The sequence below is a fragment of the Janthinobacterium sp. RA13 genome (assembly GCF_000745325.1).
Lineage (GTDB): Bacteria > Pseudomonadota > Gammaproteobacteria > Burkholderiales > Burkholderiaceae_D > Janthinobacterium > Janthinobacterium rivuli.
In genome coordinates, this window is sequence record NZ_JQNP01000001.1 from 5,128,773 (window position 1) to 5,143,490 (window position 14,718).

The window sequence follows — 14,718 nt, forward strand, 5'->3', positions numbered from 1 at the left end:
CCGCGCACGCCGGACAATCTTGCTGACGCCGTCGAGTGCAACGAGCAGGTGCTGCTGATGTGGCATGGCGAACTGGCGGAGTAATGGCGGCATGCAGTGGCACGGCAGTTTTCATTCATCCGAATTAAGCAATAAACTATTGCGCTTTAACGGGTTTTTCTACCGAACCGAGCAACGTAAGATGCAGTCATCCTAATCATCTTGTGAAGGCAGATCATGTTCACCAAAACCATCAGCAGCGTTCTCGTTTCCACCGTGTTTGCCGCCGGCGCCGCCTCGGCCGCCGCCAGTGCCCCCCTGACCCTGGAAGTCTTCAACCCGGGCGAAGCGGCCATCTTTCCCGTCGCTTCTGTATTGGTTGCGGGCAAGCATGACGCCGTGCTGATCGATGCGCAGTTTTCGCGCGCCGAAGCGCAAAAGCTGGTGGAAAAGATTCGCGCCAGCGGCAAGAAACTGACGACGGTGTACATCAGCCACAGCGATCCCGATTTTTACTTTGGCCTCGACGTGATCAAGGCGGCTTTCCCGCAGGCAAAGATCGTTGCCACGCCGGAAACGGTCGCGGAAATTCGCCGCAAGGCCGACGCCAAGGTCGCCTACTGGGGCCCGATTTTGAAGGACAATGCGCCGCACGGCATCGTCATTCCGGAAGCGTTGACGGGCAAGCGCATCAGCCTGGAAGGCCGGTCGCTGGACATCGCCGGCCCGACCCCAGCGCGCACCTATGTGTGGATACCATCGATCAAGGCCGTCGTCGGTGGCGTGGTGCTGTTTGGCAACTTGCACGTGTGGACGGCCGATACGCAAAGCCTGCAATCGCGCCAGGACTGGCTCAAGACCCTGGACGGCATCGCCGCCCTGAAGCCCGTCACCGTCGTGCCTGGCCACTTCAAGGTCGGTTCGCCCCTGACGCCGGACAGCATTGGTTTTACGCGCGACTACCTGGTGACGTTTGAAGCGGAAACGGCCAAGGCCGCCAATTCGGCCGCCCTGATCGAGGCGATGAAAATGCGCTATCCGAAGCTGGGCCTCGATGGCGCCCTGGAAACCAGCGCGAAAGTGGCGAAGGGTGAGATGAAATGGTAAGCGGCAAGCCGGAGGCCGGCATGCCCACACTGCACTACATTTTCGATCCTCTGTGCGGCTGGTGCTACGGCGCCGCGCCGCTGGTCGAGGCGGCGCGCGCCGTGCCTGGCCTGACAGTGGCCTTCCACGGCGGCGGCATGATGACGGGCAGCAATCGCCGCCAGATCACGCCCGAGTGGCGCGGCTATGTGCTGCCGCATGACCGGCGCATCGAGCAATTGTCAGGCCAGCCATTCGGCGATGCTTATATGAATGGCTTGCTGAACGACACGACGGCCATGATGGATTCCGAACCGCCGATCACGGCCATCCTGGCGGCGGAAGTCCTGGCTGGCAAGGGCCTGGACATGCTGCAGCGCGTGCAGCGCGCCCATTACGTGGACGGCTTGCGCATCGCCGACCTGCCTGTGCTGGTGACCCTGGCGCAAGAGCTGGACATGGATGGCGCCGCCTTCCAGGCCGAGTATGCGCGCCAGGCGGGCGCCGCCACGCAGCGGCATATCGACGCCAGCCGCGCCTTGCTGGCGCAGGTGGGCGGACAGGGCTTTCCCACCTTCGTGCTCGACGATGGCGGCGGAAAATTGTCCGTGATCGATATCGGCGGCTTTTTGGGCCAGCCGGCGAAGTTGCAGGCGCAGCTCGGTGGCGTGTGCGATGCACAAGGTTGTGCATTGTAAATATCTATCGGATCGATAAAATCAATTAGCTTTTCCTTTGTTGTTGACCTCGTTACACTGCATCCATTAGTCAACAACGAAGGAAAAGCAGCCATGAGCCAACAGCCGCCATTCAGTACCGCCTCGGGCATTCCCGTCGCCGACAACCAGAATTCCCTCAGCGCCGGTCCTCGCGGCCCGCTGCTGCTGCAAGACTTCCACCTGATCGAAAAACTCCAGCATTTCAACCGCGAGCGCATCCCTGAGCGCGTCGTGCACGCGAAAGGTTCGGGCGCCTACGGCACCTTTACCGTCACGCACGACATTTCGCGCTACACCAAGGCCAAATTGTTTGCTGAAGTGGGCAAGCAGACGTCCACCTTCGCGCGCTTTTCCACCGTCGGTGGCGAACGCGGCAGTGCAGACACGGAACGCGACCCGCGCGGTTTCGCCGTGCGTTTCTACACGGAAGAGGGCAATTGGGACTTGGTTGGCAACAACACGCCGATGTTCTTCATCAAGGACCCGATCAAGTTCCCCGATTTCGTCCACACGCAAAAGCGCGATCCGCAAAGCAATTTGAAATCGGCCGAAATGATGTTCGATTTCTGGAGCCATGCGCCGGAAAGCCTGCACCAGGTCACCATGCTGTTCTCGGACCGCGGCACGCCGGACGGCTACCGTCATATGGATGGCTTCGGCAGCCACACGTATAGCCTGATCAATGCCGACGGCCAGCGCGTGTACGTGAAATGGCACTTCAAGACGCGCCAGGGCATCAAGAATTTGCCTGCGGCGGAAGCGGGCCGCCTGGCCGGCGCCGATCCCGATTACGCCCAGCGCGACCTGTTCGGCGCCATCGAACGCGGCGATTTCCCCCAGTGGGAAGTCAAGCTGCAGGTGGCGACGCAGGAACAACTTGATGCATGGGAGCAGCGCACGGGCTGGAACCCGTTCGACTTGACGAAAGTGTGGCCGCACGCGGACTTCCCGCTGCTGCCCGTGGGTATTTTCGAGCTGAACCGCAACCCGGACAATTACCACGCGGAAGTCGAGCAAGCAGCCTTTTCGCCGGCCAACGCCGTGCCGGGCATGGGTTACTCGCCCGACAAGATGCTGCAAGGCCGCTTGTTCGCCTACCATGACGCCCAGCTGTACCGCGTCGGCACGAACCACCAGCATCTGCCCGTGAATGCGGCCCGCTGCCCCTTCCACAACCAGCAGCGCGACGGCGGCATGGCGATTCACAATGGCGGCGCGGCGCGCAATTACGCCAACGTGGCGGCGGCGGGCACGCAGCCGCAAGGGCTGGGCCATGGTGAACCGGCGCTGGCGCTCGATGGCGGCGCGGCGCGCTACGATGGGCGCGGTGTGGAAGACGACTTTACGCAGGCTGGCAATCTGTTCCGCTTGATGTCTGACCAGGCGAAGCAAAACCTGTTCGACAATCTGGCCGGTCCCCTGAGCCAGGTGCGCCCGGAAACCTTGCAGCGTCAACTCGGCCACTTCGACCGGGCCGATGCGGCCTACGGCGCCGGCGTGCGCGCCGCCTTGCAGGCACGCGGCGTGACCGTGTAAGCGGATGTGGATGTGGCAGGCGGAACAAGTGTGTTCTGCCTGTTGTTGATGCAGCACAAATTAGAATGGGATATCAAATATTGCCGTATGGACATATTTGCCTTCCATGCGTAGACTTGTTGGTCTGATGATCGCGCCGCCTTCCTGGCGGCGTCCTGACTAGAGAGTCTTGCAATATGAATATGGCGAAGCTGTCGGTGCATGGGGACGACCCCACGCTCAAATCCATCCTCGAAGTCTTGCCCACGGATCCGGAGCGGCAATGGCGCAAGGGCGAGGCGAAGGGCGCGAATCGCGTGCATCTCGATTCCGGCTTTGACGTGCTGATCGCGCAGGCGCCCAAATCGCAAGTGTTGCCCTCGCGCATACGCAGCTATCTGGCTGAATGCCGTTCGCGCGGCGTCAGCTTCACGATGCCGCGCATCGTGGCCGAGCTGCAACTGGAACTGAACGGCGACGATACGCTCGACTCGCCGCTGGACCTAAGCCTGGCCGACATGCAGCATCTGACGGAAATGGGCATCAGCCTGAGCCTGGTGACGCGCCGCGCCGCAGTCTGATGAACGCCTGATATTCAAAAAAATGGCCACCTGTTCAGGGTGGCCATTTTTCGTCATGGTTCTTCGAGCTCGACGGTGACCATATTGTCGTCCGGCTTGCGGTCGATCAGCTTGTTGTCGGGATCGATGCCCGCCTTGCCGGGCCGGCTGCCGACGATGACGGTATAGCTCGCCTCGCGCGCCGTCATGCGCAGGCGTTCGCGCAGCAGCGGATGGTCGTTCGCGTCGTCGACGCCGATCTCGATCCAGTCGTGCAGGGGCGCATCGTGTTCCTCTCCCTGTTCGCCCGCCGTCAATTTGCTGGCCTGCACCTTGACGGTGACGGCGTACTTGCCATCGCTGCGTTTGGTGGCCGTGGCCGACAGGGCGCGATTGTCGAACAGCACGATTTTCTCGAACAGATCGTCGATCAGGTAAGCCTGCTCGGGCGGCGTGACCAGGCGCAAGCCGGCAATCACGGCGGTCACGCTGGCATACGGCGGGCCTTTCTGGCCATGGGTCTTGAGCAAGTCGCGCAGCACGCCGTTGACCTTGTCTTCGCCGATGATATCTTGCAGCAAGTACATGGCCAGGCTGCCCTTGTGGTAGTGGATGTAGGCCTGGTTTTCATTCTCGGCCAGCGGCAATTCCTTCTTGCGCTCTTCGCTGCGCCCCATCAGGTATTGATTCAGGTCATAGCGCAGGAAGCGGCGCATCTTGGCTGGCCCCACGCTTTTTTTCACCACCATCAGGGCCGAATATTCGGCCAGGGTTTCGCTGAGCACGGTAGCACCCCGCGTATTGCCACCCACCAATTGATGTGCCCACCACTGGTGCGCCACTTCATGCGCCGTGACGTAGAACGGATAGTCGAGGTCCTTGGGGTTCTTGTCGTCCACCCTGGCGATGAAGCCCAGCCCTTCCGAGTACGGTATCGTGTTCGGGAACGATTGCGCGAACGTGGCGTAGCGGGGGAATTCGACGATGCGCAGGATCTTGTGCTGGTAGGGGCCGAAGTTCTTCGTGTAGTACTCGAGCGCTTCCTTGCTGCCGCGCACGAAGCGATCGAGGTTGTACTCATGGCCAGGATGGTAGTACACGTCGATGGCCACGTCTTGCCAGCGCTCGTGCCTGACGGCGTAGCGGGCCGACTGGAAGGCGTAGAAATTCAGGATCGGCTGCTCCATCGTGTAGTGGAAGTAATGGCGACCCTTGGCGATCCAGTCGTTGTCCAGCATGCCCGGCGCGATGGCCGTCTGGCCGTCGACGGTGCTGACGGTGGCGTCAAAGTTGATGCGGTCGGCGTCGTTGCTGACGTAATTGTCGGCCAGTCCCTTCGCATCGTCGCGCGGCAAGGCCCGTTCGCGCGCGGGCAAGCCGTGTTTCTTGCGGTCGCGCGGATCCGTCAACTCCTGCTGCGGCTGGTAACCGATGTGCGGCAGCACGGCATTCGTGAAGAAGGTGCCGTTGGCCACCACGGGCGTGTCCTGGCCCAGGCCAAAGATGCCGCGCGGCGCGTAGCGAATGTCGAAATCGAGGCCCAGGCTGGCGCCCGGCGCCAGCGGCGCGGCCAGGCGGTAGCTGTAAAAGCCCAGCTTGCCGTCATCGAGGCCGGGATGCACGCGGGCATCGAAACGCAGGCGCATGCTGGAGGTCGGGTCTTGCTGCACAAAAATGTGGCTGATCGGCAGGCTGGTCTTGTTTTGCAGCACATAGCGGCCCGTGACGGTGAGGGTGCGCTGCGCCGGGTAGATCGCCACGTCGAGTTTCACGTCGGTGATTCTCGGCTGCGGCGTGGCGGCAAACTTGCGGTACTGGCGCTCGATGCTGGCGCGGTCCGCATCGCGGGAAAATTCGGACTGGTAATCGTTGGCCACGTGGAAAACGTAGAACAGCACGCCGCCGGCGCTGACGAAGATCAGGGCGCCGCCGGCAAAGCTGGCCAGCACGCCGTGCGTCAGGCCGTGGCGCGCCAGGCGCAGGCGGATGCGCCAGCTGTCCTGCGCGCCGCGGGGCCAGAACAGCAGCGACAGCACCGTCAGCATGACGGCCGCGCCGCTCCAGTACAGCAAGTACCAGCGTTCGCGCAACAGATAGTGGCCGGCGCCGTTCATGGCCGAATACACGAAGTCCGGCGTGCTGGCGTACAGCAGCAGCGGGTCGCCCAGGCCCAGCGAGGAAAAGCTGATGCTGGCGATGTGGTACAGGATCATGGCGAAATACGCCAGGTACTTGTGATTGATCAACACCTGCAAAAAGATGGCCAGCACGGCGATCAGCGCATAGTAGGGCAGGTGCGACAGGAACAGCGATTCCAGGTACAGGCCGGGGTCGAGGCGGTAATAGCCCTTGAAGACCTGGATCGACATGCCGCACAGCATGATGACCAGGCTCAGCAAGGCTTGCAGGCTGATCAGCGCAAACAGTTTCGACAGCAGGGGCAGCCAGTTCGGCACGGGCAGGGCGTCGAGCATCAGATACGTGCCCGCCTCGCGTTCGCGCCACACCAGCTCGCCCGCATAGAAAGTGGTAATGACCAGCATGAACAGGGCGAACGAGGCGTTGACCATGTCCAGCACCTTTTCCGTCACGGGATAGGTATTCGTGCCGTAAATGGAGCCCATGTCGAGCGCGCCCGCATACATGGTCAGCACGCCGGCCAGCACGATGACGACAAAATAGATGTTCTTGATGGTTTCGCGCAGGTTCAGCCAGCTCATCTTGACGAGCAGGGCGGCCAGATTGCGCTGCGCGAAGTCCGGTGTTTCTTGCGTCGACAGCGAGGCGTTCGACAGGCGCTGCGGCGCCTCGCCTTCGCTGCGGCGCTTGCCGGCGCCCGCGTCCGTCGTGGCGTGGAACTGGAAGCGCCAGTAGCCGAGCAGCAAGGCCACGAGGGCGAAGCCGGACCAGATGGCGCGATTCAGCAGGTACACGCCTTCCAGGGTGACGAGGCGCGTGTTGCGCTCCGCATTCGGCCAGTATTCCGTCAGGCGTATCAGCGCCGTGGTGCCGAAGGGGTCGATCAGGGCGGCCAGGGTCTTGTAGTCGAGGTCGCGCGCCAGCGACGGCGCCACCAGATAGCCGATCAGCATGACTACCGAGCTGATGTACACGGGCAGCATGCGCCGCGTCAGGGCCGCGATGACGAAGAAGATAGCGCCGAAGATGAATAGATTCGGCAGCAGGGTAAACACATACGGCATCAGGTAGGCCAGCGCCCGTTGCGGCCCCAGCCGTTCCGGGTCGATGCCGGGCAGCCAGGCGCCCAGCCAGGCGCCGATGACGATGCTGGAAAACACCACCGCCAGCACCAGCCAGGCGCCGAGGAAGCGGCCAAACACGTACTGGTATTTTTTGATCGGCGCGCTGAAGAAGAAATGCTGCATGCCGTATTCGAAATCCTGCTGCACCGAGCGGCCCATCATGGCGGCCACGACCACGGCGCCGAAGCAGCCCAGCACGCTGCACGTAAATGCCAGCGAGCGCGGTGCGTTGATCAGGAACTTGCCGCCGAAACTGATGCTCGCTTCCTTGAAGACGCCGCCGGCGGCAGCCATCCACAGCATGGCCAGCGCCAAAAACATGATGAAATACACCCAGGTGGACAGCAGCTTGAGCCGCTGTCGCGCTTCAAAGCGGGCGATGGCAAACATGGCCGTCCCCTCAGTCGCACTGCGGGGCGACGCGGTGGCGCCCGGCAATGGTGGCGAAATACAGGTCTTCCAGGTCGCCGATGGCTTCCTCGAAGCCGTCGCCCGGGTCGTCGTCGCTGTAGACGTGGATCAGGGTGCGGCCCGACAGCAAGCGCGTGGAAATGACGGCGTGGCGCTGCTGGAAGCTGGCCAGTTCTTTCTTTTCGACAAAACGCGCCCAGATCTTGCAGCTGACTTCGTCGATCAGTTCCTGAGTCTTGCCGCATAGCAACAAATGGCCCTTGTTGATGATGGCCATGTTGGCGCACAGGTCGGCCACGTCGGACACGATGTGGGTCGACAGGATCACCGTCTTGTCTTCGCCGATGTCGGACAGCAGATTGTGGAAGCGCACGCGCTCCTGCGGGTCGAGGCCGGCGGTCGGCTCGTCGACGATGATCAGTTTCGGGTCGCCCAGCAGCGCTTGCGCGATGCCGAAGCGCTGGCGCATGCCGCCGGAAAAGCTGCCCAGGCGCTGGTGGCGCACGTCGAACAAATTGGTTTGCTGCAACAGGCCATCGACGACCTCGCGCCGGCGCGCCCGCTGCGACAGCCCTTTTAACGTGGCGAAGTGGTCGAGCAGCTCGTAGGCCGTCACTTTCGGGTACAGGCCGAAGTCTTGCGGCAGGTAGCCCAGCATGCGGCGGATCTCGTCCTTGTCGTCGAGCACGTCGTAGTCGCCGAAGAAGATGGAGCCGGAATCGCATTCCTGCAAGGTGGCCAGGGTGCGCATCAGGGTCGACTTGCCGGCGCCATTCGGGCCCAGCAAGCCAAACATTCCGGGCGGTATCGTCAGCGACACGTTATCCAGCGCCACCACGCCATTCGCGTAGGTCTTCGACAATTTGCGAATCTGCAATTCCATACAACTCCTTGCTCATGCTGTTGCGGCCCCATGCTGCGGAGCTTATCTATGCTGGCATTGTATTGAATTTAAGACGTGCTGGGCAGTTGCATGCGATACACGGCATTTTCACGTGCCCAGAGTGCGGATGGGCGGGGTGGACGGCACCCCGCCGCAAGCCATTTGCAGGTTTAATTTCGGAAAAGTACCGATTCGCGGTTAAACCACCAGCGGCACAGCATCAGCAGGGCGCCCGCGATCACCGTGGTCGAGGCCAGGATCACGCCGAACATGCGGTAATCCATAGTGCCCTTGACCAGTTCCTTCATGGCCAGCGACACGTTGGTCAGCGGTACCATGGCCCACATCCAGTTCAGCTCGACGCCGGGCAGCATGGCCGCCACCGTGGGCAGGATGACGAACAGCATCAATGGCGTGATCATGCCGGCCGCTTCCTTGTAGCTTTTTGCGTAGATCGAAATCGACAACAGCAGCGAGGCGAAGATGGCGGCCGTCGGCACCAGCATCAGGGTCACCATTGCCAGGTCGGGCAAGCCGATGCTGCGCACCATGACGGCCATGTTGCCTTCGAGCGAACTGCCGAAGATGGCCAGCAGGGCGCCCATGCTACCCACCATCAGCACGGCCGAGGTCATGCCCACCGTAAACAGCACGAGGAACTTGGCCAGCACGATGGCGCTGCGCGGCACGGGCGCCAGCAGCAGGGTTTCCAGGGTGCCCCGTTCCTTTTCGCCGGCGCCCAGGTCGATGGCCGGATACATGGCCGCCGTCAGGCACACCATCAGCAGCAGATACGGCAGCATGCCGCCGACGATGGCGCCCATCTGCTCGCGTTCGTTGGCCGTCGATTGCTTGTCGAGCACGATGGGATTGAGGGCAAAGGCCAGCTGGGCCGGGCTCAGGTTCAGGGCCGACAGCGCGCTTTCGCGCAGGCTGGCGTTATACGCCTCGACGATCTCGCGTACCCGCTGCTGGGTCACGTCGACCGTGCTGGCGCTGTTGTAGTGCAACACCACCTTGGCTTGCTGCTGTTGCTGCAGCGCCTCTTCAAACCGGGGCGGAATGACGACGGCGAACTTGATCGTGTCGTCGCCGATGGCGCGGCGGATGTCGCCCTCGCTGGCCAGCGGCACTTCGCGCAAGTTGTGCTGCTGGGCAAAACGCGCGCTCAGGCCCGGCGAATGGTCCTTGCCGAACAGCGCATAGCGCATTTCCGCCGTCTTGGCGTTCTTGAACATATTGCTGGAAACATAAGCGAAGCCGCCAAAGATCAGCGGCATGGCAAAGATGGGGATGAGGATGGTGAAAATCAGCGTCTTGCGGTCGCGCGTGAGTTCCAGCAACTCTTTCAGATAAATGGTCCACATGGATCAGGCTCCCTGGTTGATGACGCTGACAAAGGCGTCGTACAAGTCCGCGCTGCCGCCCAGGTGGCGCAGTTCGTCGACCGTGCCATTGAAGGCGGTGGTGCCGCGGTTGATGATGCAGACGCGGTCGCACAGCTTTTCCACTTCGTGCAGGTGGTGCGTGGAAAAGATCAGCGGCACGCGCAGCGCCTTGTAGCTGGCGATGAAGTCGAGCAGGATCTTGGCCGACATCACGTCCAGCCCGGTGGTCGGCTCGTCGAGGATCACCACTTGCGGCTCGTGCACGACGGTGCGGGCGATTGCGCACTTCTGCTTCATGCCCGTCGATAATTGATCGGCCCGCTTGGCGCCGTATTCCTCCATCTGCAGCAGGGAGAACAGTTCGTCGCAGCGGCGTTTCAGCTTGTCGGCCGGCATGCCGTGCAGGCGGCCAAAGTATTCCACGTTCTCGCGCGCCGTCAGGCGGCCGTACAGTCCCGTCGAGCCGGACAGGAAACCGATGCTCTGGCGCGCCACCAGCGGTTGCTGCAGGACATCGACGCCATTGACGAGGGCGCTGCCCGCGTCCGCTTGCAAGGCCGTCGACAGCAGGCGCAGGGTGGTGGTCTTGCCGGCGCCATTCGGCCCCAGCAGTCCCAGCACTTCGCCGGGGGCGCAGCTGAAACTGACGTCGCGCACGGCGTGAAACCAGCCCTCATGTTCGCGCGGATCGCTGACGTGCATGGCCTTGCCTTTGTGGGGCGGCATGCGGAAACGTTTTGCCAGGTGCTTGACCTCAATCATGTGCTTCATCCATTTAACGGTGAAGAACGAGAGTAGCATGCAAAAAATGTAACTTGCAAGGTGGAAATATCGTTTGGTCTATTGAAAAAAACAGCATCTTCATGCAAGCTGGCCCGGTGGGCGCCGGCGGACGGCGCGGGAGAGCGCAATGCGAACGATCGATCAGGCGATGCAGGACAAGGTACTGGCCGTGGCCCGCGCCGGTATGACCAGTGCCGAAGCCATCGGTTTCTTCCGCGTCAGCCTGGGGCTGTATTACCTGGCCGGCCTGATGACGGAGGAAGCGCTCGACTTCAAAGAGATAGACGCGAAATACAACCGTTTCATTTACCACTCGCTCGGTGGCGGGCACAGCATCGCCAGCGTGCTGCAATTCATGAGCGGCGAGAAAGTCTTGCGCGTGCTGCAATCGGAGCGTTTTCGCGCCGCGTTTGCCGAGTTCTGCCCGGACATCCCCGTCGACAGCATTTCTTTCCTGATTTCACTGAACCTGGGCGTGGCGAAAAGCCTGTCCGGCCTGGACGCCGTCGGCCCCGTGGTGGACTGGATCGAGCAGGAAAAAGCGCGCACAAGTCAATAAAGCCCCGTTCACCCTGCGCGCGGCGTGGGGACTGCCGGCCCTGATCGTCCTATAATTCATGCTTTACTACTCATGAGCATAGCCACGATGACCGCGAACCGCCATTTTGACCCCCTGGATCGTTTGATTGTTGGCGCCGACAAGGCCCTGCGCGTCATGGCGGGCGTGGCCTCGGCCTCGCGCCCCACGCCGGCCGCGCATGCGCCCGATGCGGAACTGAGCCCGGCCGAACAGCGCCACAGCGCCGGCTTGATGCGCGTCAATCATGTGGGCGAAGTGTGCGCGCAAGCCCTGTACAACTCGCAGGCGCGCTATGCGCACAGCCCGGCCATCCGCGCCCAGTTCGACGAAGCGGGACGCGAAGAGGAAGATCATCTGGCCTGGACGGCGCAGCGCCTGACGGAGCTGGGCTCGCGTCTGAGCCTGCTCAATCCCCTGTGGTATGCGGGTTCGTTTGCGCTGGGCACCATCGCCGCGCGCATGGGCGACGGCCGCAGCCTGGGTTTTGTGGTGGAAACGGAACGCCAGGTGGAAGCGCACCTGGCCAGCCACTTGCAGGAATTGCCGCCGCAGGACGCCAAGTCGCGCGCCATTGTGAAACAGATGGCCATCGACGAAGTGGAACACGGCGCCGCCGCCCAGCGCCTGGGCGCCATCGATACCCCGGCACCGGTGAAGGCGCTGATGGGCATCATGGGGAAAGTGATGACGAAAACCGCGTATTACATTTGACAGGTCGGGTAGGTCGGATTAGGCCGCAGGCCGTAATCCGACAACATTGTTGGCGCTACCGGTATCGTCGGATTACGCGCTTGCGCGCTAATCCGACCTACTCCTCGATGATTTCGAAGGAGTGGGTGATTTCCGCCGTCTTGGCCAGCATGATCGACGCCGAGCAATATTTGTCATGCGACAAGGCCACGGCCCGTTCCACGGCCGTCGGTTTCAGGGCCTTGCCCCGCACGGTGAAATGGAAGTGGATCTTGGTAAACACTTTCGGATCGGTGTCGGCGCGCTCGGCCTTCAGGGTCACTTCGCAGCCTTTGATGTCTTCGCGTCCGCGTTTCAGGATCAGCACCACGTCATAGGCGGTGCAGCCGCCCGTGCCCAGCAAGACCATTTCCATGGGGCGTGGCGCCAGGTTGTGGCCGCCGCCATCGGGCGCGCCATCCATGGTCACCAGGTGGCCGGAACCCGTTTCTGCCCGAAAACTCATGCCCGACGGGCCATTCCAGCTGACTTTGCATTCCATCGTACTCTCCGAAAATTGTAAGCGTTTTGTATTGTAATAGAGGAATGCTCATCCATGTGCCGGCCGCCGGCCCGCAGCCGGCCTCGATTGCGGCTTGACGCGGCAAGGCAAAGCCGCTTATACTTGTCGGCTTTCCGTTCGCTCAGGAAAAGTAAATAAGGCAGAGTCCGCATAGCAGCATCGGCGGAACCACCATTTGAGCGTGTAATCTATTAGGAAGTCAACATGAAAACATTTTCCGCTAAAGGACATGAAGTCCAGCGCGATTGGTTCGTGGTTGACGCGACGGACAAAGTCCTCGGACGTGTTGCCAGCGAAGTGGCACTCCGACTGCGCGGCAAACACAAACCAGAATTTACTCCTCACGTCGATACCGGCGACTTTATCGTCGTCATCAACGCAGGCAAACTGCGTGTGACCGGTACCAAAGCTACTGAGAAAATTTACTACCGTCACTCTGGCTATCCAGGCGGCATCTACGAAACCAACTTCCAGAAAATGCAACAGCGTTTTCCAGGTCGCGCGCTTGAGAAAGCGGTCAAGGGCATGCTGCCTAAAGGCCCACTCGGCTACGCAATGATCAAGAAGCTGAAAGTGTACGCGGAAGGTTCCCATCCGCACGCTGCTCAGCAACCTAAAGCACTTGTTCTCTAAGGAACTGACATGATCGGTAATTACAATTATGGAACCGGCCGTCGCAAAAGTGCAGTGGCTCGGGTTTTTATCAAAGTTGGCACAGGCTTGATCGTTGTTAACGGCAAACCAGCAAACGAATACTTTTCGCGCGAAACGGGTCTGATGGTCATCCGTCAACCACTGGAACTGACCGGCAATGTCGAGCGTTTCGACATCAAAGTCAACGTCCATGGCGGCGGTGAGTCGGGCCAGGCTGGTGCAGTTCGTCACGGCATCACCCGCGCTCTGATCGACTACGATGCAGCGTTGAAACCGGAACTGGCGAAAGCCGGCTTCGTGACCCGCGATGCACGTGAAGTCGAGCGTAAAAAAGTTGGTCTGCGCAAAGCACGTCGCGCAAAGCAATTCTCGAAGCGTTAATTTCTACGCTACAGCACCTTCCGGGGTGCTGGTCGAAAAGCCGCTGGACTTCGGTCCCGCGGCTTTTTTGCATTTCAGCGGGATGCGCCGTTGCGCTGTAAAATACGCGAAAACCCGCAGGGGCAGCGTTTCCCCTCATCTTTATGCAATCTTATGCAATCTATACACAAGGAAAGAACATGATCAAAGTTGGCATCGTCGGCGGCACTGGATACACGGGCGTGGAATTGCTGCGCTTGCTCGCTACCCATCCAGATGTCGAGTTGACGGCGATTACCTCGCGCAAGGAAGATGGCTTGCCCGTTGCTGACATGTATCCTTCCCTGCGTGGCCATGTGAAACTGGCGTTTTCCTCGCCGGACAAGGCGAATCTGGAGCGGTGCGACGTGGTCTTCTTTGCCACCCCGCATGGTGTTGCCATGGCGCAAGCGCCAGCCCTGCTGGCCGCCGGCGCGAAAGTCATCGACCTGGCCGCCGACTTCCGCCTGAAAGACCAGGCCAAGTTCGAGCAGTGGTACAAGATTCCCCATACGGCGCCTGAATTGATCGAGCAAGCCGTGTACGGCTTGCCGGAACTGAACCGTGAAGACATCAAGCAAGCCACGCTGATCGCCAACCCCGGTTGCTACCCGACCACCATGCAGCTGGGCTTTTATCCGCTGCTCAAGGCTGGCCTGGTCAACGCGGGCAGCCTGATCGCCGACTGCAAGTCGGGCGTGTCCGGCGCCGGCCGCAAGGCGGAAATCGGCATCCTGTTCTCGGAAAGCAGCGACAGTTTCAAGGCCTACGGGGTGGCTGGCCACCGCCACCTGCCGGAAACGACGGCGCAATTGCAGCGTTTCACGGATGAGAAAGTGGCGCTGACCTTCACGCCGCACCTGGTGCCGATGATACGCGGCATGCATTCGACCTTGTATGCGCAGCTGAACAAGGATGTCAGCAATGAAGAATTGCAAGCCTTGTTCGAAGCGCAATACAAGGACGAGCCTTTCGTCGACGTGATGCCTTTCGGCTCGCACCCGGAAACCCGCTCCACGCGCGGCTCGAACATGCTGCGCCTGGCCTTGCACCGTCCTGAAGGCGGCAATACCGTCATCGTGCTGGTGGTGCAGGACAATCTGGTCAAGGGCGCGTCGGGCCAGGCCGTGCAATGCATGAACTTGATGTTTGGCTTGAAAGAAACGGCCGGTTTGCAACACATCGCCGTGATGCCGTAACGATAGGCGACGGTGCTTGCGCGGGTCCGGCGCCTTTTTGCCGGACC

14 protein-coding genes are annotated in these 14,718 nt (G+C 61.3%); 9 read left to right on the plus strand and 5 right to left on the minus strand.

The annotated features are described in order from the left end of the window. The first annotated feature begins 216 nt into the window (after positions 1–216). From FG13_RS22700 to FG13_RS22715, 4 genes are all read left to right on the plus strand, one after another. Entirely contained in the window at positions 217–1,086 is an 870-nt protein-coding gene (locus FG13_RS22700) for an MBL fold metallo-hydrolase (protein ID WP_035824553.1), read from the plus strand. A gap of 20 nt (positions 1,087–1,106) precedes the next feature. Next, on the plus strand, positions 1,107–1,763 hold the full coding sequence (locus tag FG13_RS22705; RefSeq protein ID WP_035828611.1) for a DsbA family protein: 657 nt from the start codon (positions 1,107–1,109) through the stop codon (positions 1,761–1,763). 93 nt (positions 1,764–1,856) lie between these two features. Next, a complete protein-coding gene (locus tag FG13_RS22710) occupies positions 1,857–3,320 on the plus strand; it encodes a catalase (protein WP_035824555.1) in 1,464 nt (487 codons plus the stop codon). 176 nt (positions 3,321–3,496) lie between these two features. Further along, a complete protein-coding gene (locus tag FG13_RS22715) occupies positions 3,497–3,880 on the plus strand; it encodes a hypothetical protein (RefSeq protein WP_035824557.1) in 384 nt (127 codons plus the stop codon). Positions 3,881–3,933: 53 nt separating this feature from the next. On the opposite strand, the gene FG13_RS22720 is transcribed toward FG13_RS22715, so the two are convergent. From FG13_RS22720 to FG13_RS22735, 4 genes are all read right to left on the minus strand, one after another. Beyond that, the gene (locus FG13_RS22720; protein ID WP_035828612.1) at positions 3,934–7,512 is read right to left on the minus strand and encodes an ABC transporter permease/M1 family aminopeptidase; all 3,579 of its coding nucleotides are present in this window, start codon (positions 7,510–7,512) and stop codon (positions 3,934–3,936) included. Positions 7,513–7,522: 10 nt separating this feature from the next. After that, on the minus strand, positions 7,523–8,416 hold the full coding sequence (locus tag FG13_RS22725) for an ABC transporter ATP-binding protein (RefSeq protein ID WP_035824559.1): 894 nt from the start codon (positions 8,414–8,416) through the stop codon (positions 7,523–7,525). Positions 8,417–8,586: 170 nt separating this feature from the next. Next, a complete protein-coding gene (locus FG13_RS22730) occupies positions 8,587–9,783 on the minus strand; it encodes an ABC transporter permease (RefSeq protein ID WP_035824561.1) in 1,197 nt (398 codons plus the stop codon). A 3-nt stretch (positions 9,784–9,786) separates the two neighbouring features. Further along, positions 9,787–10,566: an ABC transporter ATP-binding protein gene (locus FG13_RS22735; protein WP_035828613.1), complete on the minus strand. Its 780-nt coding sequence runs from the start codon at positions 10,564–10,566 to the stop codon at positions 9,787–9,789. A 148-nt stretch (positions 10,567–10,714) separates the two neighbouring features. Here FG13_RS22735 and FG13_RS22740 point away from each other — a divergent pair, with 148 nt between their 5' ends. Then, complete coding sequence (locus tag FG13_RS22740) at positions 10,715–11,146, plus strand: hypothetical protein (protein ID WP_035824565.1); 432 nt, start codon at positions 10,715–10,717, stop codon at positions 11,144–11,146. 87 nt (positions 11,147–11,233) lie between these two features. Further along, positions 11,234–11,878, plus strand: coding sequence for a 2-polyprenyl-3-methyl-6-methoxy-1,4-benzoquinone monooxygenase (coq7, locus tag FG13_RS22745; RefSeq protein WP_035824568.1), 645 nt, complete (start codon positions 11,234–11,236; stop codon positions 11,876–11,878). 97 nt (positions 11,879–11,975) lie between these two features. On the opposite strand, the gene FG13_RS22750 is transcribed toward coq7, so the two are convergent. Further along, positions 11,976–12,398: an OsmC family protein gene (locus FG13_RS22750; protein WP_035824569.1), complete on the minus strand. Its 423-nt coding sequence runs from the start codon at positions 12,396–12,398 to the stop codon at positions 11,976–11,978. Positions 12,399–12,623: 225 nt separating this feature from the next. Here FG13_RS22750 and rplM point away from each other — a divergent pair, with 225 nt between their 5' ends. From rplM to argC, 3 genes are all read left to right on the plus strand, one after another. After that, complete coding sequence (gene rplM, locus FG13_RS22755) at positions 12,624–13,052, plus strand: 50S ribosomal protein L13 (RefSeq protein WP_010393282.1); 429 nt, start codon at positions 12,624–12,626, stop codon at positions 13,050–13,052. 9 nt (positions 13,053–13,061) lie between these two features. Beyond that, entirely contained in the window at positions 13,062–13,454 is a 393-nt protein-coding gene (gene rpsI, locus FG13_RS22760; RefSeq protein ID WP_010393285.1) for a 30S ribosomal protein S9, read from the plus strand. A 179-nt stretch (positions 13,455–13,633) separates the two neighbouring features. Further along, positions 13,634–14,671: an N-acetyl-gamma-glutamyl-phosphate reductase gene (gene argC, locus FG13_RS22765; RefSeq protein ID WP_035824571.1), complete on the plus strand. Its 1,038-nt coding sequence runs from the start codon at positions 13,634–13,636 to the stop codon at positions 14,669–14,671. Positions 14,672–14,718 lie beyond the last annotated feature (47 nt).

What these genes read in the sequence shown, in the direction of transcription:
- FG13_RS22705 (WP_035828611.1), top strand. Translation starts at nt 1,107, where the DNA reads ATGCCCACACTGCACTACATTTTCGATCCTCTGTGCGGCTGGTGCTAC.
- FG13_RS22710 (WP_035824555.1), top strand. Translation starts at nt 1,857, where the DNA reads ATGAGCCAACAGCCGCCATTCAGTACCGCCTCGGGCATTCCCGTCGCC.
- FG13_RS22725 (WP_035824559.1), bottom strand. Translation starts at nt 8,416, where the DNA reads ATGGAATTGCAGATTCGCAAATTGTCGAAGACCTACGCGAATGGCGTG.
- FG13_RS22715 (WP_035824557.1), top strand. Translation starts at nt 3,497, where the DNA reads ATGAATATGGCGAAGCTGTCGGTGCATGGGGACGACCCCACGCTCAAA.
- rplM (WP_010393282.1), top strand. Translation starts at nt 12,624, where the DNA reads ATGAAAACATTTTCCGCTAAAGGACATGAAGTCCAGCGCGATTGGTTC.
- FG13_RS22720 (WP_035828612.1), bottom strand. Translation starts at nt 7,512, where the DNA reads ATGTTTGCCATCGCCCGCTTTGAAGCGCGACAGCGGCTCAAGCTGCTG.
- FG13_RS22735 (WP_035828613.1), bottom strand. Translation starts at nt 10,566, where the DNA reads ATGATTGAGGTCAAGCACCTGGCAAAACGTTTCCGCATGCCGCCCCAC.
- argC (WP_035824571.1), top strand. Translation starts at nt 13,634, where the DNA reads ATGATCAAAGTTGGCATCGTCGGCGGCACTGGATACACGGGCGTGGAA.
- FG13_RS22750 (WP_035824569.1), bottom strand. Translation starts at nt 12,398, where the DNA reads ATGGAATGCAAAGTCAGCTGGAATGGCCCGTCGGGCATGAGTTTTCGG.
- FG13_RS22730 (WP_035824561.1), bottom strand. Translation starts at nt 9,783, where the DNA reads ATGTGGACCATTTATCTGAAAGAGTTGCTGGAACTCACGCGCGACCGC.
- FG13_RS22700 (WP_035824553.1), top strand. Translation starts at nt 217, where the DNA reads ATGTTCACCAAAACCATCAGCAGCGTTCTCGTTTCCACCGTGTTTGCC.
- FG13_RS22740 (WP_035824565.1), top strand. Translation starts at nt 10,715, where the DNA reads ATGCGAACGATCGATCAGGCGATGCAGGACAAGGTACTGGCCGTGGCC.
- rpsI (WP_010393285.1), top strand. Translation starts at nt 13,062, where the DNA reads ATGATCGGTAATTACAATTATGGAACCGGCCGTCGCAAAAGTGCAGTG.
- coq7 (WP_035824568.1), top strand. Translation starts at nt 11,234, where the DNA reads ATGACCGCGAACCGCCATTTTGACCCCCTGGATCGTTTGATTGTTGGC.